Annotated in this window: 17 protein-coding genes, 1 tRNA gene and 1 riboswitch; of the genes, 6 read left to right on the top strand and 12 right to left on the bottom strand. The window is 46.2% G+C overall.

The features are described 5' to 3' along the window. Positions 1-115 precede the first annotated feature (115 nt). Positions 116-2,290, bottom strand: coding sequence for a DNA helicase II (uvrD, locus tag R7E47_RS22520; protein ID WP_250654331.1), 2,175 nt, complete (start codon positions 2,288-2,290; stop codon positions 116-118). A 281-nt stretch (positions 2,291-2,571) separates the two neighbouring features. Between uvrD and R7E47_RS22515 the strand changes: the two genes are divergently transcribed. From R7E47_RS22515 to R7E47_RS22500, 4 genes are all read left to right on the top strand, one after another. Further along, complete coding sequence (locus tag R7E47_RS22515) at positions 2,572-2,832, top strand: DUF2282 domain-containing protein (RefSeq protein ID WP_005378779.1); 261 nt, start codon at positions 2,572-2,574, stop codon at positions 2,830-2,832. A 99-nt stretch (positions 2,833-2,931) separates the two neighbouring features. Further along, entirely contained in the window at positions 2,932-3,804 is an 873-nt protein-coding gene (locus R7E47_RS22510; RefSeq protein ID WP_053303012.1) for a DUF692 domain-containing protein, read from the top strand. Further along, entirely contained in the window at positions 3,801-4,559 is a 759-nt protein-coding gene (locus R7E47_RS22505) for a DNA-binding domain-containing protein (protein ID WP_054866613.1), read from the top strand. The genes R7E47_RS22510 and R7E47_RS22505 overlap by 4 nt, the downstream gene beginning before the upstream one ends. 10 nt (positions 4,560-4,569) lie before the next feature. Further along, a complete protein-coding gene (locus tag R7E47_RS22500) occupies positions 4,570-5,025 on the top strand; it encodes a DoxX family protein (protein WP_047102549.1) in 456 nt (151 codons plus the stop codon). Between the two features lie 31 nt (positions 5,026-5,056). On the opposite strand, the gene R7E47_RS22495 is transcribed toward R7E47_RS22500, so the two are convergent. After that, a complete protein-coding gene (locus R7E47_RS22495) occupies positions 5,057-5,338 on the bottom strand; it encodes a hypothetical protein (RefSeq protein ID WP_005378786.1) in 282 nt (93 codons plus the stop codon). A 91-nt stretch (positions 5,339-5,429) separates the two neighbouring features. Continuing rightward, positions 5,430-6,623 (bottom strand): multidrug effflux MFS transporter, encoded by a 1,194-nt coding sequence (locus R7E47_RS22490; RefSeq protein ID WP_005382927.1) that lies wholly within the window; start codon positions 6,621-6,623, stop codon positions 5,430-5,432. Positions 6,624-6,730: 107 nt separating this feature from the next. Between R7E47_RS22490 and R7E47_RS22485 the strand changes: the two genes are divergently transcribed. Together R7E47_RS22485 and R7E47_RS22480 are read left to right on the top strand one after the other, a co-directional pair. Beyond that, positions 6,731-7,672 (top strand): LysR family transcriptional regulator, encoded by a 942-nt coding sequence (locus R7E47_RS22485; protein ID WP_005378791.1) that lies wholly within the window; start codon positions 6,731-6,733, stop codon positions 7,670-7,672. Between the two features lie 203 nt (positions 7,673-7,875). Further along, positions 7,876-9,666: an aminopeptidase P family protein gene (locus R7E47_RS22480; RefSeq protein ID WP_151514364.1), complete on the top strand. Its 1,791-nt coding sequence runs from the start codon at positions 7,876-7,878 to the stop codon at positions 9,664-9,666. Between the two features lie 127 nt (positions 9,667-9,793). Here R7E47_RS22480 and thiH read toward each other — a convergent pair whose 3' ends face one another. The 9 genes from thiH to R7E47_RS22435 form a co-directional block, all read right to left on the bottom strand. Next, entirely contained in the window at positions 9,794-10,906 is a 1,113-nt protein-coding gene (gene thiH / locus R7E47_RS22475) for a 2-iminoacetate synthase ThiH (protein WP_053306510.1), read from the bottom strand. A 34-nt stretch (positions 10,907-10,940) separates the two neighbouring features. Then, on the bottom strand, positions 10,941-11,708 hold the full coding sequence (locus R7E47_RS22470; RefSeq protein WP_017821779.1) for a thiazole synthase: 768 nt from the start codon (positions 11,706-11,708) through the stop codon (positions 10,941-10,943). A 5-nt stretch (positions 11,709-11,713) separates the two neighbouring features. Further along, entirely contained in the window at positions 11,714-11,968 is a 255-nt protein-coding gene (gene thiS / locus R7E47_RS22465) for a sulfur carrier protein ThiS (RefSeq protein ID WP_005378804.1), read from the bottom strand. Between the two features lie 38 nt (positions 11,969-12,006). Further along, complete coding sequence (locus R7E47_RS22460) at positions 12,007-12,780, bottom strand: HesA/MoeB/ThiF family protein (RefSeq protein ID WP_258483218.1); 774 nt, start codon at positions 12,778-12,780, stop codon at positions 12,007-12,009. Next, positions 12,767-14,182: a thiamine phosphate synthase gene (locus tag R7E47_RS22455; RefSeq protein ID WP_053306507.1), complete on the bottom strand. Its 1,416-nt coding sequence runs from the start codon at positions 14,180-14,182 to the stop codon at positions 12,767-12,769. Before R7E47_RS22455 ends, R7E47_RS22460 begins: the two co-directional genes overlap by 14 nt. Further along, the gene (gene thiC, locus R7E47_RS22450; protein WP_053306506.1) at positions 14,182-16,122 is read right to left on the bottom strand and encodes a phosphomethylpyrimidine synthase ThiC; all 1,941 of its coding nucleotides are present in this window, start codon (positions 16,120-16,122) and stop codon (positions 14,182-14,184) included. The genes R7E47_RS22455 and thiC overlap by 1 nt, the downstream gene beginning before the upstream one ends. Positions 16,123-16,285: 163 nt before the next feature. Continuing rightward, a riboswitch (TPP riboswitch) is annotated at positions 16,286-16,384 on the bottom strand. Positions 16,385-16,444: 60 nt separating this feature from the next. Further along, positions 16,445-16,828, bottom strand: coding sequence for a fluoride efflux transporter CrcB (gene crcB, locus R7E47_RS22445; RefSeq protein ID WP_005378811.1), 384 nt, complete (start codon positions 16,826-16,828; stop codon positions 16,445-16,447). Between the two features lie 123 nt (positions 16,829-16,951). Next, positions 16,952-18,334, bottom strand: coding sequence for a multicopper oxidase family protein (locus R7E47_RS22440; protein WP_250654329.1), 1,383 nt, complete (start codon positions 18,332-18,334; stop codon positions 16,952-16,954). A gap of 244 nt (positions 18,335-18,578) precedes the next feature. Continuing rightward, a tRNA-Trp gene (locus R7E47_RS22435) sits at positions 18,579-18,655 on the bottom strand. Positions 18,656-18,789: the final 134 nt, after the last annotated feature.

Genomic DNA, 18,789 nt, shown 5'->3' with positions numbered 1-18,789 from the left:
CGCGCTTTCGCACTCCATTTATCATTCCATTTTTTACTGCATTAGCGACACAAAAACAGCACAAACAAAAAGAGCCGCCGAAGCAGCTCTTAAGTTGATTAGTTTTGGGGAAGCCTTACAGTTTCTCTAGTCGAGCGTAAGCAGTCACCAACCATTTGATGCCCTCACCGTTAAAGGCAATCTGTACGCGGCTTTGTGGACCACTGCCTTCGAAGTTGATGATGGTGCCTTCACCAAACTTAGGATGCATCACACGAGAACCTAGCGTAAAGCCAGTTTCATTGAAGCTCTCTTTCACCGCCGTTTGGCTAAATCGACCACTGCTTGCAGGACGGCTAACTTGCGCCTTCATGCGTACTTCGTCTAAACAAGTTTCTGGCAGTTCACGGATAAAGCGAGACGGTTTATGGTACTTATCCTGACCGTACAAACGACGCATTTCAGCATAAGTGATGTACAGTTTCTGCATCGCACGGGTCATGCCTACATAACACAGACGACGTTCTTCTTCCAAACGCCCTGCTTCTTCTGCCGACATTTGGCTTGGGAACATGCCTTCTTCCACACCGACCATAAATACCAATGGGAACTCTAGACCTTTCGCACTGTGCAATGTCATGAGCTGAACCGCGTCTTCAAACTCATCTGCTTGTCCTTCGCCCGCTTCTAATGCTGCGTGAGTTAGGAATGCCGTCAGCAGTGACATGTCTTCGGCTTCTTCTGGTTTCTCGAATTGGCGAGTTGCGGTCACCAATTCCTCCAAGTTCTCAATACGCGCCTTAGACTTTTCACCCTTCTCCTGCTCGTACATCGCGAACAAGCCCGAGTATTTGATCACATGGTCAGTTTGGTGATGCAGCGGCATCTCGATGGTGTCGTCTTCTAGTGCTGTGACAAGCTCGATAAAACGGCTCAGAGCACCAGCAGCACGACCAGCAAGCACCTTCTCATCCAACATCGCCACACTCGCTTCCCACATGGTGCAACCACGATCACGAGCCGCAAAACGAATTGTTTCAAGCGTCTTATCACCCAAACCACGTGTTGGCGTATTCACTACACGTTCAAATGCCGCATCATCATTACGGTTGGCAATCAAACGCATGTAGCTCAAGGCATCTTTGATTTCCTGACGTTCGAAGAATCGCATGCCGCCGTAGATACGGTAAGGCAGACCAGCTTGGATTAATGCTTCTTCAAGTACACGCGACTGGGCGTTGTTACGGTAAAGCATCGCAGCGTCATTCAGAGCACCGCCCTTGTCTTGCCACTCTTTGATTTTGTTCACCGCAAAACGGGCTTCATCTAATTCGTTGTAAGCGCTGTAAACCGAGATAGGCTCACCGACCACGCCATCCGTCCACAACTCTTTACCCATACGCTCGGTGTTATTCGCAATCAGGGTGTTAGATGCTTCCAGAATGGTCTTAGTGGAACGGTAGTTTTGCTCAAGACGAATGGTATTCACGCTTGGGAATTCCAGTGTAAACTTCTCAATATTCTCGACTTTTGCACCACGCCAGCCGTAAATCGACTGGTCGTCATCACCTACGATCATCACGTGACACTCAGGACCCGCCATCATACGTAGCCAAGCATATTGAATGTTGTTGGTATCTTGGAACTCATCCACCAAGATGTGCTTAAAGCGTGCTTGGTAGTGTTCACGGACGAACTTGTTATCACGCAGTAGCTCATGTGCGCGCAGCAAGATTTCCGCAAAATCGACTAAACCAGCACGGTCACACGCCTCTTGGTAAGCGGTGTACAACTGCAGATATGTCTTGGTTACTGGATCATGGTACGCATCAATGTGCGACGGGCGCAGACCTTCGTCTTTCTTACCGTTAATCCACCATGCCACTTGGCGTGCCGGCCACTGCTTCTCATCGAGGTTTTGCGCTTTAATCAAACGCTTTAGTAGACGCTGTTGGTCGTCACTGTCAATGATTTGGAAATCTTCCGGTAGCTTGGCATCAAGATAGTGTGCACGCAGAATACGGTGACAAATGCCGTGGAAAGTACCATTCCACATACCGCCTGCACTGCCCATCATTAGCTCTTCGATACGTCCACGCATCTCTGCCGCCGCCTTATTGGTAAAGGTTACCGACATAATTGAGAACGGAGAAGCTTGCTCGACCGACATCAGCCAAGCGATACGGTGAACAAGAACGCGTGTCTTACCACTTCCTGCGCCAGCAAGAACGAGCAAGTTTTCTAGAGGTGCTGCAACGGCTTCACGTTGTTTATCGTTCAAACCGTCGAGTAATAGAGATGGATCCATCATGATGAGAGCTACTGGTTATTTATACATAAAAACCGATTATAACCTAAACAACCGGGTGCTGTTTAGACAAAACTTGATAAAAAAATCGATGTTTTTTTGCCCAACACATCAATTAGTTATACCTATTTGACCCTGCAAACCCATTTACTTCGGAAATTTTTCTGAAAGTTTTTTAGCCAGTTTCCTATCTTTTAAGTTAAGCAAGTTGATAACAAAAACGCCAAAACAGGTGATTCATCTTGCCAACTTAAAGTAAAGGAAATCATTCAGAGGAATTTATTATGAAAAAGTCGAATCTAGCTGTTACTGCTGCTGTTACTGGTCTTCTAGCTCTTGGTGGCACAATGCTAACTGCAGCTCCAGCTGTCGCTGCTGAAAAAGAAAAGTGCTATGGCGTTTCTAAAGCAGGTAAAAACGACTGTGCAACAAAAAGCAGCTCATGCGCTGGTACTTCTAAAGAAGATAACCAAAAAGACGCATTCGTAGTCGTACCAAAAGGTCTTTGTGACAAACTCGCTGGCGGTAGCACTTCTTCTTCATAATCTTTTATCGCTAGCTATTGTGAGGATGCGTTGACGCTCAACCAACGCAAAGCCAAGACGCATCCTTCTCTTCCCGCACGATTTGAAAAGGAGTTTCACGTGAAACACCACACCTTCCACGACCTTGTTGGAGTTGGATTAAGAACCCCTCACCTCGATTACTTTAGCCAATCCCAACCTGAGTTGTCTTGGTTAGAAATCCACAGTGAAAACTATTTCCAACCCAACGCTGCAGAGCGCCATCAGCTACAAACGCTTCGCGAGCAATATCAAATTAGCTGCCACGGTATTGGTTTGTCGCTAGGTTCGGTGGAACGTGTTAGTCAAAAGCATCTTGCGCAACTTAAGTCACTGATTGACTCAATCGACCCAATTCTTGTTTCTGACCATTTAAGTTGGAGTGAAAACGGCGGTCACTACTTTAATGACCTGCTTCCACTTCCGTATACGGAAGAAGCGCTCAACGTGTTCACTCGTAACGTGAATGAAGTGCAGGAATATTTGCAACGCGAGATCTTGATAGAGAACCCATCTAGTTATGTGAAGTTTCAACATTCGACCATCAGCGAATGGGAGTTTCTTACCGAAGTGCAAAAGCGCACTGACTGTCGTTTATTGCTCGATTTAAACAATGTTTATGTTTCGGCGTTCAACCACGGTTTTGATTGCGACACATACCTAGATGCGATTCCAGCCGACAAAGTGGATGAGATTCACTTGGCAGGTTTTACCATTAAACAACTCGACAAAGGTGAGATATGGATTGATACCCATAGCCGCCCAGTTAGCGATGAAGTTTGGCAGTTGTTTTCACAGTGGACAAAAAAACACGGTCCACGTCATACGTTGATTGAATGGGATTTGGATATCCCCGCGCCAGAAGTCTTATTAGGAGAAGCACTGAAAGCATCGCAACTACTGTTGCAAGGCACACTTCCAAGTGAACAAAGCGAACCAAGGAAGGCATCATGAATCTAGCCACCTTACAAAGCCAGTTTGCTAAAGCCCTACACTATCAAGCACTCGGTGAAGATTGCGATATTGCCAGTGATACGTTTACCGCTGATGAACGCATGCAGATTTACCGCAATAACTTTATCGTCAGCTTAAGCGAGGTGTTATCCGCGACCTACCCGATGGTTGAAGCGCTGCTTGGTGAAGAATGCTTTGAACAGATAGCTCGCCAGCATGTTCTTTCTTACCCATTAGAAGAAGGAAATGTGGTGCATTATGGCGAAGGCTTTCAAGACACCATCATGCAGTTCAGTCAGGTGATCGCACAAGCACCTTACAGCCCTGAAGTCGCACGCTTCGAGTGGCATATCGACCTAGCTCGTCAAGCACAGTATGAGCAATCCAATGCAGCGGAATTAAAACCGCTTGCGTTACTTGGCGAAGTGAGTGAAGAGCAACAACCCACTTTAATCTTACACCTTAAAAAGGGCTGCCGCAGCTTTGACTCCAACTACGCAGTATTCGATCTATTTAGCGCGATTCAAACTGGGCAATTCGAACAACTTAATATCAACCAATTACAGCAAGGTGTCATCTCGATTCAAGCCAATGGAGAAGCCTTGTGTCACGCACTCGATGCTGATGTGTTCCAACTGCTGCAATGTTTAGAGCAGAAGCAGAGTTTGAGCGAAATACCTGAAGTTTTACTCGCTCATCTCAATCGCATCATGGCACTCGATATTGTTGACGGCTTTACATTGCAATCAATCTAAGGAGCACTCTATGACGGATACGGTTAAAAACTTAGTGAATCGGTACGACGATTTAATCAGTACCTTACAAGCTGGCTTTGTCCCTTTACTACTTCTCTTTTGCCGCTTTTGGGTTGCTTGGGTGTTCTTCAATTCAGGACTAATCAAAATCTCATCTTGGGATAGCACGCTGTACTTATTTGAGCTGGAATACCAAGTGCCAATCTTGCCATGGGAATTGGCGGCTTATTTAGGTACGGCTGCGGAGTTGGTTCTACCGGTGTTCTTGGCACTAGGATTGATTACCCGCCCGATGGCAGCAATGCTGTTTGTGTTCAACATCATCGCAGTGATCTCTTACCCACTGTTGTGGGAGAAAGGTTTTTATGACCACCAACTTTGGGGATTGATGATTCTTATCATAATCGTATGGGGGCCAGGACCGCTGTCTTTGGACCACATCCTGAAAAAGAAAATGACGAGCTAAAAAAATCCCCGCATCATGCGGGGATTTTTTATTATTTATTCAAGTAAGCCAGTAGCTCTTCTGCTGAGATACCTTGCTGAGCGAGGTCTTTTGCCATCTGCTCGACTTGTTCATCTTTGCGTGACTCAATCACTTGCTGAAATTGGTACACGATATCACGCAAAATTGGCAGAGGTACTTGTTTAGCCGCACTACGAATACGCTCGGAGCTTTGATTACCCAGCTCATTAAGCAACTTGCCAAACATCACCTTTTCTGGTGAATCTTCCATTTGCTCTAGAATACGAGCCATTTCATACGTGGTTAACGACATTACTTTTTGAGTTCCGTTATGGTGTCAGGAAAAGTCTGAGTGACAAATATACACGCCTTACTTACATTGGAAAATACTAAATTACACTGATTTACGCTTTCGCAAAGCTCGAGTGCCAGTTCTTCCCTGCTTTTGTAAACAGAACGACCAACGCAGGTAATAGGACCCACATATGAATTGCGATCAAGGTTTGTGGATCCAGAGATAAGCGTTGCAGTGTACCCACCAGCAAACCAGAGCCACTCATTTGGAACAATCCAAGCAGTGCAGCTGCCGTGCCCGCCTTATCACCAAACGGTTCTAACGCTTTCCCTGCCGCTGCACCCAGAATGAATGCAAAACCTACAGAAGACATGAAGATAGGTAGCATGAAAGAAAGCGCGGTATTCTGACCATTCATCACTAGCATGATCACACCTGCGAGGCCCAGAGTTGAGATCCCGGTGACCAAGGTGTTGTGAGTTCCAACGCGCTCCATAAACTTAGGCGCCAGCATACATGCCGCAATGTTTATCACCGCATTTACACCAAACCAGAAAGTGAATTCATTCATCGACAGCCCCATCCCCGTCATCAATACCGACGGTGCTGAGGTAACGTAAGCAAGAATAACCGCCATCGCCATCAAGCATAATGACGCATGGAAAACAAAAGATGGTGTGCTAAGCACTGCCCAATACCGACTAAGCTTAAACACGGCTTGCTTTTCTGTTGACGGGTTAGTCTCTTTCATCATGAAAAACATCAATGATCCAGACACCACAGCAAAACCCGCCATAAAGCTAAAGTTAGCACGCCAGTCAAATTGCTGAGTTAACCAGCTACCTAGAATTGGAGCTAAAGCCGGAATGAAACAAATCGCACCGTTAAGGTAGCTGATCATTTTGCCGCTTTTTTCCGGGCCAAAGATATCGCGAACTGTTGCAAAGGCTGCTACCGATGTCGCACACGCACCTAAGCCTTGTAGCAGTCGGGAAACCAACATCCACTCAATATTTTGAGCACTCCACGCCAATAAAGCGCTCATCGCGTAAATGGTGATACCGCCCAGTGCAACAGTTCGACGTCCGAGTTTATCTGCTAGGGGACCTGCGAATAGCTGACCAACACCCATAGCAAATAAGAACCAAGTGATCGTGTCTTGTGCTAGCGCATTATCGACCTGAAAAGTGGAAGCAATAAGAGGTAAAGCAGGTAGATAAATATCAATCGCTAAAGGACTGAAAAGAACCAAAAGGGTCAATAACGCCATCTGTTTTTTACTATTAGAAAACTGGCTAGACACACAACACTCCGAATTGGATAAAGAACTTTGGGTAAAGCTTAATCATCTGATGATATGAATGGAAATGATGTATAATCATGAGCATTATTCCTCAGAGGAAATTCACTGTGAACGTCGAAAAACTGGCTCGTATCGATTTAAATCTATTGGTCTGCTTTAAAGTGCTGATTGAAGAGTTAAACGTTACTCGTGCGGCCCACCGATTGTGCTTAAGCCAATCCGCCGTAAGTAAATCACTGGCTAAACTGCGCATTCAATTTGATGACCCGCTTTTCACTCGAAACTCACATGGATTAACACCTACGCCGCGCGCATTGTTTCTTAAACCGAAACTGGATCTGTTGATAAATCAGTTAGAAGTGCTGACTCAACCCGAAGAGTTTTCTCCGCAAAGCAGCGAATACCGTTTTCAAATAGCAGCGGTAGAGAGTGTCTACCCTCTCATTCTACCCCATTTCTTACCGGCGATTTTTCAACAAGCACCTGGCGTGACAATCAGCACACACCCGTGGTCGGATAATACATTTAAAATGCTTCAACGCGGCGAACTGGATTTAGGCTTAACTGGAAAAGATATCGATATAAACGATGCCAAGCTGACTCTTCAACCACCCGATGACATTTGCGAGTTGGAAATTTATCGTGATTACCAAATGTGCATCATTCGCAAAAACCACCCTGCGCTAAAACAACCTTGGAATCTGGAAGCCTATCTCGCCCTACGCCATGTACAAGTACGTTGTGATGGCAACGACCGTTGGTTGCTGGATTATCGCCTTGCAGATATTGGCGCCGACCGCGATATTGCCGTCACCGTGCCCGACTTTAACAGTGCCGCAAGTTTATGTTCATACACCGACTTTATCTTTACTGCGCCAAGTCATTTTGTGCAACTTGCGGCCAAACAGCTTGATTTGGTCGTGCTGCCACTACCGTTAGAATTCCCACCTATGGCTTACACTTTATTCTGGCACCGAGATAGAGAAAACGACCCTGCATTAGGCTGGCTACGTACGATGATCACACAAAAAACCGATCACCTTAGATAAAAACACCGCACTCAATTTGCGCTTAGCGGCTAAAATGAGTAGCTTAACTGTCGTAGTCCTTTTTGGCTCATCTATGGCCTAGTTGTACTCCGACTCTATTGAAGTGATTGCGAACCTCAATGGAATCGTAAACTGCATGAAGCAGATGGAAACAGCTCCCACACCTGAGCATGAAGGAGCGGTAATTTGAAGGAATAACACAGATGCACAACGATACCCAAAGCCGCGTGAATGCAATTCGCGAATGGCTAGCACAACATAATATTGATGCCCTACTTGTCCCTCATGAAGACGAGTACTTGGGTGAATACGTACCAGCGCACAACGAGCGTTTACATTGGCTAACTGGCTTTACCGGTTCTGCTGGTGCTGCGGTAATCACCAAAGACAAAGCCGCTATCTTTGTTGATGGTCGCTACACAGTACAAGTAACAAAGCAGGTTCCTGCTGATCTATTCGAATACCGTCACTTGATTGAAGAGCCTGCACTAGATTGGATTAAAGACCATCTTGCAAATGGCGCGTCTGTGGCAATCGACCCTCGCATGCACAACGCTGCTTGGCTAGACATGGCACAAGCAAAACTTGCAGGTGCCCTTGAGCTTAAGATTCTCGATAGCAACCCAATTGATGAACTGTGGCACGACCGCCCTGCTCCTGTGGTTTCTGATGTTCGCCTAATGGCAACAGAAGCAGTTGGTCAGTCAAGTGAAAGCAAACGCCAAGAAATCGCAGAGCTCGTGAAAAAAGCCGGTGCAGACAGCGCAGTGATCACAGCACTTGATTCTATCTGTTGGTTGCTCAACGTTCGTGGTCTAGATGTCTCACGTCTACCAGTTCTGCTTTCTCACGCGATTCTGCACTCAGACTCAAGCGTGGAATACTTCCTAGATCCTGCTCGCCTACCTGCTGAGTTTGACGCTCATGTTGGTGCCGGCGTGACGGTTCATCACCCAGAAGCATTGCAAGCACGACTAGAAAACCTAACTGGCAAGAATGTACTGGTTGACCCTGCGACAAGTAACGCGTGGTTTAAGCTGGTTCTACAAAACGCTGGCGCATCTGTGGTGAGTAAAGCTGATCCATGCCTAATGCCAAAAGCAGCAAAGAACGCTGTTGAAATCGCAGGCATGAAAGCATGTCATATCCGTGATGGCGTAGCGATGAGTAAGTTCCTTTCTTGGTTAGATGCTGAAGTCGTTGCGGGTAACCTGCATGATGAAGCGACGCTGGCAGACAAACTGGAAGCGTTCCGCAGCGAAGACCCGACACTTATGGATCTTAGCTTCGATACTATCTCGGCAGCAGGTGGCAACGCGGCGATGTGTCACTATAATCACGAGAACCAACCTGAACCTGGCAAGCTAGAACTGAACACACTTTACCTAGTGGATTCAGGCGGTCAGTACCTAGATGGCACGACAGACATCACGCGTACCATCGCGATCGGTCAGCCTTCACAAGAGATGATTAAACAATTCACTCTCGCGCTAAAAGGCCACATCGGTGTTGCACGTGCACGTTTCCCGAAAGGCACACGTGGTTACCAAATCGATACGCTAGCTCGTCAGCACCTGTGGGCGGAGGGCTACGATTACGATCACGGTACTGGTCACGGTGTTGGTCACTTCCTAAGTGTTCATGAAGGTCCAGCAAGCATTTCGAAGAAGCAAATCGACGTGCCTCTAACAGAAGGCATGGTGCTGTCCAACGAGCCAGGTTACTACCGTGCGGATGCGTTTGGTATCCGTATCGAGAACCTAGAGCTTGTTGTTGAAACCCCAACTAACGGTGACTTCCCTGTTCTGTCATTCGAGTCGCTAACACGCTGTCCAATCGACAAGCGCAACATCAATGTTGATATGCTAACTCGTCCAGAGCTTGCTTGGTTGAATGATTACCATCAGAAGGTATGGGATGAGATCAGCCCACTTGTTGAGGGTGATGTGAAAGAGTGGCTTCGTCAAGCAACGCTACCAGTAGCACACAGCTAGAAGCTAGAAGCTAGAAGCTAGAAGCTAGAAGCTAGAAAAAAGTAGAGGGTTGATGTTTTGCATCAACCCTCTTTTTTGCCTATGTTTCACGTGAAACATAACGATGACCAGTAGCTTTCTTTGCTACTTAACCAGAATACGCTGAATGCCAATCTCGCCATACAGGGTCAAAGCCTTTGGCTCGAATCATATCTTCCACAGAACCCGCACTTCGCTCATCACTGATCTCAAACTGCTCGAGTTCAACATCATCCATCGCATATCCACCCGGCTGAGTTTTAGATGCAGCAGACATACTGGTGATGCCTAACGGTAATGCATTGTCTCTGAACTTTGGTGATTCACGAGTCGATAATGACAACTCCACTTCTGGATTCAACAAACGATAAGCGCAAATCAGCTGAACAAGTTGCTTATCCGTCATGACTGATTTGGGTTGTAGCGCGCCCTTACAAGGACGTAAACGTGGGAAAGAAATTGAGTAACGAGTCTGCCAATATGTGCGCTCAAGATAGTCCAAGTGCGCTGCCACATAAAAACAGTCGGTACGCCACTCTTCCAACCCTATCAATGCGCCAATACCAATCTTATCGATGCCTGCTTTTGCAAGACGATCGGGTGTATCCAATCGGTATTCGAAATCCATCTTATTGCCACGCAGATGGTGCTCGGCGTAAGTCGAAGGATGATACGTTTCTTGATAAACCATCACCGCATCTAAACCCAATGTCTTGAGCTCAGCGTATTCGTCTTGATCAAGTGGCTGCACTTCCATCGCCAAATAGTTAAAACGTTGCTTAATCATCGGCACCATTTCGCGGAAGTATTTCATACCCACTTTAGTTTCGTGCTCGCCAGTCACCAGCAATACGCTATCAAACTTCATGCGCTTGATGGCTTCGACTTCTGCTGCCACTTCGTCCCGATTCAAGGTACGACGCTTGATTCTATTCTCCATTGAGAAGCCGCAATAAGTACAAGCATTGGCGCACAAGTTAGAAAGGTACAATGGAATATAAAGCGACATGGTATTACCAAAACGCTTGCGAGTGGCCGAGTATGACAGTTGTGCCATCTGCTCTAAGTACGCTTCAGCAGCTGGTGAAATTAGCGCTTTAAAGTCTTCCAAATCACGTTTGGGTTTATTCAATGCTCGCTCAACATCTTGTGCCGTTTTCGCGTAGATCGACATCGAGATGTCGTCCCAATTCAGCTGCTTAAATTGTTCAACGAAGCTCATGTTTTCCTCGCTTATTAGCTAAATCAATCTAGGGCTAAAGCTCATCTAGGAATGACGTCAGTGGACTCGACGCAACCGCATGAGAAACCTTACCAGCAAGTCCGGCTTCATAAGCCATACGCCCCGACTCTACCGCCAACTTAAATGCCTTCGCCATCGCAACGGGATCGCTCGAAGCTGCAATCGCAGTATTAACGAGCACGGCATCCGCGCCCATTTCCATCGCACGCGCGGCATGTGAAGGAGCACCAATACCCGCATCAACAATGACAGGAACATTAGCTTGGTCGATGATGATCTCTAGGAAATCGTGAGAAACTATCCCTTTGTTGGAACCAATCGGAGCACCTAATGGCATGACAGCAGCGCAGCCAACCTCTTCCAATCGTTTACACAGAACCGGGTCAGCATGACAGTAAGGAAGGACAATGAAGCCTTCACGAACCAGCTGTTCAGCGGCTGCAAGTGTCTCAATTGGATCGGGCATCAAGTACTTCGGGTCTGGATGAATTTCCAGTTTTAGCCAGTTAGTACCCAACGCTTCTCGCGCCAGTTGTGCAGCAAACACAGCATCTTTAGCATTCTTTGCTCCTGAGGTGTTTGGCAATAAGTTCACCCCCGCTTTTACTAGCGGCAGCAAAATATCGTCTTGTTGGTCATTCACATCCACACGCTTCAACGCCATGGTCGCAAGTTGAGAACCCGATACTTGAATCGCTTCTGCCATTAATCGGCTGCTGGCAAATTTCCCTGTTCCCGTGAACAGTCTTGATTCGAATTGTTTATCACCAATTTTAAGCATCGACTTTAACCCCCCGCGATCGCTTGAAACAAAGAGATGCTATCTCCCTGTGAAAGAACTGTGCTAGCCCACTCACTGCGTGGCACAACATTGTTATTAATTGCAAAAACACAGCCCATTTCAGGCAGCGCAAATTGACTAATGATTTGCTGTAGATTCGACTCACTGGCAACTTGATGTGACTGGTCATTGATGACAATAGTGATCACATCTAAGTCAGCAGCGGTCATTTGTGTTGTTTGTTGTTCTGATAACGTCATTGCTTCCAACTCTCTTAATTCTGCCCATTACTCACAAGCTAAATCTGAGCACACACTTGGCACTGTTTATCTTTGCTTATCGCCATGGTTTGCCATTGCAGTTTCAACCCATCAAACAGATGCAACTTGGCAGTCTCGACATGAAACTTTCCCGTCGCCATTTTTTGAATTGCCGCTATCGCTTGGTAGTTGCCAAGTGTACCCACCACCGGACCGACGACACCGCTCTCACTGCACTTTTGCGTTTGCGGTAATTCGTCGAACGGATACAAACAGCGGTAACAGGCTTTACTCTGCGCTTCTTGTTCACTTGGTGTTTGGTAATCAAAGACTGCGAATTGCCCTTGCCAACCAATTGCTGCCGCCGAGATGAGCGGCGTATTTTGCTCGAAACAAACTCGGTTAATGAGCTGACGCGTTGGCATGTTATCGGTGCAGTCGAGCACCACATCCGCTAGCATCACCTCAAGCTGCAGCTGTGCTTTGTTTAATCGCTTATTGATAGCACGAACTTGAACCATAGAATTAAGTTCATTGAGTTGTTTTACAGTTGCTTCTGTTTTCGCAACTTGGAGGTCTTGTTCACGATAAATGATCTGACGTTGTAGGTTACTGCTATCAACTTCATCGTCATCGACCACAACCAATTTACCCACGCCCGCTGATGCCAAGTACAAACTCGCAGCGCTCCCTAACCCACCACAACCGATGATCAGCACATGCGATTTACTCAAACGTTCTTGCCCAATTTCGGCAATTTCAGGCAGAGCGACTTGGCGCTGATAGCGAAGAAACTGCTTATCCGTGAGCATGCTCGCCTCTCTTGGTATCCGCCAGTTCATTATTCTGATCAGTGAACGTTAGCTGTCTTTCTTTCATCAGTTGTGCAAAGAACTCGATGACGGACTGAGGTGATTCTGCCAACGTAATAGCTCGCACAACTGCCAAACTAGAAACACCTGTTAGCCAAACTTGGTCAGCATTAGATTGGTCGATACCACCAATCGCAACCGTCGGAAAGCCAAGCACATAGTCACTTACTTCTTTGTCTTTTGAAGGTCTGAAAGCAGCCTCTGTATTTGTATAAGGAATGCTATCAATCAGCTTTTGATACAAAGCCAAGCGCACCAAACCTTGTGGTTTCGATGGCATCTGTTTTGTGGTGGTTGGGAAAATATGCCCTAGTGCGATGTAGCTAGGATGAATTTGCACGATGCGCAGTAGTTCGTAATAACCATGCGTAGAAAGACCAAGACGAATGCCGGCTTTAGTTATCTGAGCCAAATTCGATTCTTCTATGTCTTCTTGTCCTAGGTGAACGCCATAAGCGCCATGCTTGATTGCCAACTGCCAATAGTCATTGATGAACACTTGTGCTTGATACTGACGGCCTAGCTCAATTGCTCGAATGATCTGTTGTTCTAAATCGGCTTGTTGTGGGTTCTTGATTCGCAGTTGAATAGTGTTGATGCCTAGTGGCAGTAGACGCTCAATCCAAGCAACATCATCAACGACTGGATAGAGCCCTAGACTTTGCTTAGTTAGAGTTGGAAAGCTAACGCTCTCACCTTGTGCAGACCAACCAACTTGAATACCTAGCCGGTTATCCTCTAGTACAGGTGTGGGGAAATCATCAAATTGGTCAGCCCACTGAGTAGATCTTCCCTCACCAAGGTTGTCATTCAACAGTGTTTCACGTGAAACATTCGCTTGTTGAGTTAGCATTCCTCGAGCAAGTGTTAACGCATCTTCGATAGGAAAATCGAGTACTGTCAGCGTTACTATCCAAGCAAGGTGATGTTCAGGATCGAACATTGCGTTGAATTTGGACTTAACGGAAAGCGCTCTCACTTCGTTGTTAATTGGGTGACGCCAGATATCAAGCTGAAGCACTTTCTCCTTTTCATCGGATACCTGCGTATCAGCAATGCCAATATGAATCGCTTTCGACGGTTGCTTAGCGCACGCTTCTACCGACAAAGCAGAACGGTAATAGAGCACAAATGAACTCTCATGCTCAGAGTCATAATCATCAATGAGATCAGTCGTTATGTGTGTGGTCTGTTGGCCGAGAACAAGCTGAATAGATTGAGTTGGGCTCACACCCAACTCAATGTCTTCGATGCTAAAACCCTGTTCTTTCGCCAACAACAAACATTGCTGAACTAAACCTGTCAGTTCAATCAACGATGACGGAATAAGGATTTTGCTCATTAGTCACTTACCTCGGCATGTGCCGCTGGGTGGTATAGCTCAGAACCTGACTCTCTAAATTCTTGCGATTTCTGACGCATCCCCTCAAGAGGGTCATCCAGCATTTTGATTGAGATAGCTTGGTCCGCAGCAACTTGCTCTGTGTCTTTCGCATACTCTCGAACCTCTTGCGAGATCTTCATCGAGCAGAACTTTGGCCCGCACATCGAACAGAAGTGGGCAACTTTTCCAGACTCTTGAGGCAAGGTTTCGTCATGGAAAGCGCGCGCGGTATCAGGGTCGAGTGATAAGTTGAATTGGTCTTCCCAGCGGAACTCGAAGCGAGCTTTAGAAAGCGCGTTATCACGCACTTGTGCGCCTGGGTGTCCCTTCGCTAAATCAGCGGCGTGCGCAGCAAGCTTATAAGTGATCATTCCTACTTTCACATCTTCTTTGTTTGGTAAGCCAAGATGCTCTTTCGGAGTTACGTAGCAAAGCATCGCACAGCCATACCAACCAATCATGGCTGCGCCAATGCCTGAAGTAATATGGTCGTAACCAGGAGCGACGTCTGTCGTCAATGGACCAAGGGTATAAAAAGGAGCCTCATGACAGTGCTCTAACTGCTCTTCCATGTTCTCTTTGATCATGTGCATTGGAACATGACCAGGACCTTCAATAATCACTTGTACGTCATATTCCCACGCTATCTTGGTCAATTCGCCAAGAGTACGAAGCTCTGCAAATTGCGCTTCGTCGTTAGCATCGGCAACCGAACCAGGACGCAGACCATCACCGAGAGAGAGTGCGACATCATACTTAGCACAGATTTCACAAATCTCTCGGAAGTGAGTGTACAAGAAGCTTTCTTGGTGATGCGCTAAACACCATTTCGCGATGATAGAGCCACCACGAGAGACGATACCAGTAACACGTTTTGCAGTCATTGGCACATAACGAAGTAGTAAACCGGCATGGATAGTGAAGTAGTCAACGCCCTGCTCTGCTTGCTCGATCAGAGTATCGCGCATCACTTCCCAGTTAAGGTTTTCCGCAACACCATTCACTTTCTCAAGCGCTTGGTACATTGGCACGGTACCGATCGGAACCGGACTGTTACGTAGAATCCACTCGCGAGTTTCATGAATATTGCGTCCAGTAGAGAGATCCATAACGGTATCGCCACCCCAACGTGTCGCCCAAACGAGCTTCTCTACTTCTTCCTCAATCGAAGAAGTGACCGATGAGTTACCGATGTTTGCGTTCACTTTGACCAAAAAGTTACGTCCAATGATCATTGGTTCGGATTCTGGGTGGTTAATATTGGAAGGGATAATAGCGCGACCTTCGGCGACTTCTTTGCGCACGAATTCGGCGGTAATATCTTTTGGTAGGTTCGCTCCGAAGCTTTGACCCGGATGCTGTTGATTCAGCACTTCATCGCGATACTTGGCACGCCCCATGTTTTCACGCAGCGCGATATATTCCATTTCTGGGGTAATAATACCTTTGCGAGCATAGTGCAATTGAGTCACACAATGGCCATCTTTGGCACGTCGAATACGTGGTAAATTACCGTAACGAAGATCGTCTAGTGTTTCGTCTTCTAAGCGTTCTTTGGTGTACACCGAGCTTACTTCATCAAGTAGCTCAGTATCGGCGCGCTCTTCAATCCACCCTTCTCTCAGCTTAGGTAAGCCATTATAGAGGTCTATGGTGTGCTCTGGATCTGTGTATACACCCGACGTATCGTAAACGCGTACTGGCTCATTAGGTTCGAATATAGGCGCTTCTTTTGTGCCTCCAATAAGGCTATCAGCGAGTGATATTTCACGCATTGGTACACGAATATCTGGACGTGAGCCTTCTACGTAGACTTTGCTTGAATTGGGGTACGGTTGTACCGAGAGTGTATCAATGAACTGTTTTGCTTCCAGTCTCGCTTGTTTGCGACTCGACATAGCATTTTTCCTTGCTTTGTTATACTAGATAAAAAGTAATTGGATAAAAATGCTTGGCGGATAGATGCGACAAGAGGAGTCAAATTAAGGCTAGTTAAAGCTTACGATATTTGCCTGTAACAACATTCGACTTTTGATAGGTCAACCAGAAAGAACTCCGGTGTGAATATCTTCTCTTGTTCCCTTCGCAGATTCTAATCTGATCAGGTTCAACGGATCCCGAATTAACGGTCTCAGCCTTATGGCACTCCGACAAGTGATATCAGTATATAAAAACGGCTTGGTGAAACCAAGCCGACCTGTTCAATTTTTAACTACTTTGCTAGCTGCGCATCAATAATTGAAAGCCTATCCACGCAGCTGAAATACTTAACACGACATTCAACAATACGTTCAATCCCATCTTAAAGAAAGCGCCCTGCTGCATGAGCAACACATTATCCATCGAGAAGGTGGAAAACGTCGTTAGTGCGCCTAAAAAACCCAAGCCAATCACTTGTCGCCAAGGTTCCGTTGCCAAAAGTTCATTATCGAAAGCTGCTATCAATAAGCCCATCATAAATGAGCCAACAACGTTAACGGTTAACGTACCATATGGAAAACCACGCCCCAATAAAATGACACAAAGTTCAGAAATTAAGTAACGAGAACATGCACCAAATGCACCACCCAATGCAATAAAACCCAAAACGGATAGTTGTCCCATAATTCCCCCAGAAAAGTTAATGGCGACATTGTAATCAAATTTACGGCAATAGTGATTATACAATCTTAGAATTCAGCAAAGTATAGCGCTTAAAACTTATCAAGATTTTAAAAGTTACAGGAGTCACTTTACTTCGATGTAACCCATCAAACCCGTCTTCATATGTTCAATTACATGACAATGGTACATCCAACGCCCTGGGTTATCTGCAACAAATGCAGCTTTCGCACTGCCATTTTTTCCAAGTAAGACCGTATCGGTATGAAACGGTTCGTCGAGTTTTTTTCCATCTAACTCAAGAACCGTAAATGTGTGTCCATGAAGGTGAATAGGATGATGATATTGGGTGACGTTCTTTAGGTTGAAGATATAGGTTTTTCCCATCTCCAATGTTGAAAGGGGCGCTGGAATATTATCTTTGCTCATTCCCTCCCAAGCCCGTTTGTTCATCAGCCAGAATTTAGGTATCGCTTTGCCCGATTTATCAGCAGGAGTGATCGCGCCCTCCCACTCAAACACATAATCGATTTGCTCTGCATTTTTCAAATCGAGAGCTGGCACAGGGTTGAGAGGTAATAAAGGCAGTTTCTGGTTGCTCGGCAAGTCAGACTCAACAACGTCAAACTCGCACAAAGGGAATGGGAAGCGTCCTTTCATTTGACGCACATAAACACGTTTTCCAGCCTTTGGAGCAATCAATCCGATATCTAACCTCATTCCCGGACCAATTTTGTGCTGAGTGAGCTTATAAGGCGTTTTAACAGGGTTACCATCAATAGCAATAACCCAAGCCTCTGCGCCTTCTATAGCGATCGGGTAAGTAATGGTGTTATCGACATTAGCAATTCTTAATCGCGTGGTAGCATTCTGCTTCAGCGTATAAACAGGTTCATGCACACCATTGACGCTACTCCACTCTCCGGGAGTCCCCATACGAGCGCTCAAGCGCGGCACCATAAGGTTCTTCCACTGACCTTGTTTGTCTAAGTGCCAATGCTTGAGGACGACTTCATGCTCTTCATCAAACTGAACAGGCTCAGCCTCTTCAACGATAATTAGCCCAACTAAGCCCATACCAAGTTGCTTAACGCTATTCATGTGGGGGTGATACCAAAACGTGCCTGCATCTGGCGGTGTAAATTCATAAACGAATGTTTCACCCGGCATGATAGGCGGCTGGCTTAAGAAAGGTACACCATCCATTTCAATAGGGATTCGCAAGCCATGCCAGTGGATTGTAGTCGGCTCTGAAAGCTTGTTAGTAAACCTAATTATAACTTTCTCGCCTTGGCGACAACGAATCGTAGGCGCTGGAATCGAACCATTAAATGCGAGTACGTCTGTGTTAAACCCAGGGATCAATTCTGCAGTAGAAGGCTCTGCAGTGATATCGTATATATATTGCCTCTGCTTATTAGTGCTCCTAGATAGAGAACATGCAGGTAGAACGGTAAGCGCGGAGATTGCTAAGGATGATTGAAGAAAGCGTCGACGAGATATATCCATACATAGTTACTCATTAATCCAGATCGGTTGAGTGTAACTAAATATAAATAGTGATTCCCCTTTATTATTAAAATTTCGGGCCACTGATCATTACAGCTAACTGTAGTTTCGTTCGTTCAGTAGATTAAATGCTGCCAAAGTACAGCAGAAAGCCATACTTACGGGATAAGAGTAGAAATAAGCTGTAATAATGAGAAGAAACCAGATACAAAAAAGGCTCTGACCTAAGTCAGAGCCTGATATGTGGCAGGGGTGGAGAGATTCGAACTCCCAACACGCGGATTTGGAATCCGCTGCTCTGCCAATTGGAGCTACACCCCTATAGAATTTTCATATTCTAGATTTGACAAAACCTCGCATAAGCGAGGTTGTCGATATTAAGTGGCGGAGTGGACGGGACTCGAACCCGCGACCCCCGGCGTGACAGGCCGGTATTCTAACCAACTGAACTACCA

The sequence above is a fragment of the Vibrio sp. Vb1026 genome (assembly GCF_033338745.1).
In the GTDB taxonomy this organism is placed as follows: Bacteria; Pseudomonadota; Gammaproteobacteria; order Enterobacterales; family Vibrionaceae; genus Vibrio; species Vibrio alginolyticus.
This window is presented reverse-complemented; position numbering and strand designations above follow the sequence as displayed.

Coding starts and splice junctions, on each gene's coding strand:
- uvrD (WP_250654331.1), bottom strand. CDS start 2,290: ATGATGGATCCATCTCTATTACTCGACGGTTTGAACGATAAACAACGT.
- R7E47_RS22515 (WP_005378779.1), top strand. CDS start 2,572: ATGAAAAAGTCGAATCTAGCTGTTACTGCTGCTGTTACTGGTCTTCTA.
- R7E47_RS22505 (WP_054866613.1), top strand. CDS start 3,801: ATGAATCTAGCCACCTTACAAAGCCAGTTTGCTAAAGCCCTACACTAT.
- R7E47_RS22500 (WP_047102549.1), top strand. CDS start 4,570: ATGACGGATACGGTTAAAAACTTAGTGAATCGGTACGACGATTTAATC.
- R7E47_RS22495 (WP_005378786.1), bottom strand. CDS start 5,338: ATGTCGTTAACCACGTATGAAATGGCTCGTATTCTAGAGCAAATGGAA.
- R7E47_RS22480 (WP_151514364.1), top strand. CDS start 7,876: ATGCACAACGATACCCAAAGCCGCGTGAATGCAATTCGCGAATGGCTA.
- thiH (WP_053306510.1), bottom strand. CDS start 10,906: ATGAGCTTCGTTGAACAATTTAAGCAGCTGAATTGGGACGACATCTCG.
- R7E47_RS22470 (WP_017821779.1), bottom strand. CDS start 11,708: ATGCTTAAAATTGGTGATAAACAATTCGAATCAAGACTGTTCACGGGA.
- thiS (WP_005378804.1), bottom strand. CDS start 11,968: ATGACGTTATCAGAACAACAAACAACACAAATGACCGCTGCTGACTTA.
- R7E47_RS22460 (WP_258483218.1), bottom strand. CDS start 12,780: ATGCTCACGGATAAGCAGTTTCTTCGCTATCAGCGCCAAGTCGCTCTG.
- R7E47_RS22455 (WP_053306507.1), bottom strand. CDS start 14,182: ATGAGCAAAATCCTTATTCCGTCATCGTTGATTGAACTGACAGGTTTA.
- thiC (WP_053306506.1), bottom strand. CDS start 16,122: ATGTCGAGTCGCAAACAAGCGAGACTGGAAGCAAAACAGTTCATTGAT.
- crcB (WP_005378811.1), bottom strand. CDS start 16,828: ATGGGACAACTATCCGTTTTGGGTTTTATTGCATTGGGTGGTGCATTT.
- R7E47_RS22440 (WP_250654329.1), bottom strand. CDS start 18,334: ATGGATATATCTCGTCGACGCTTTCTTCAATCATCCTTAGCAATCTCC.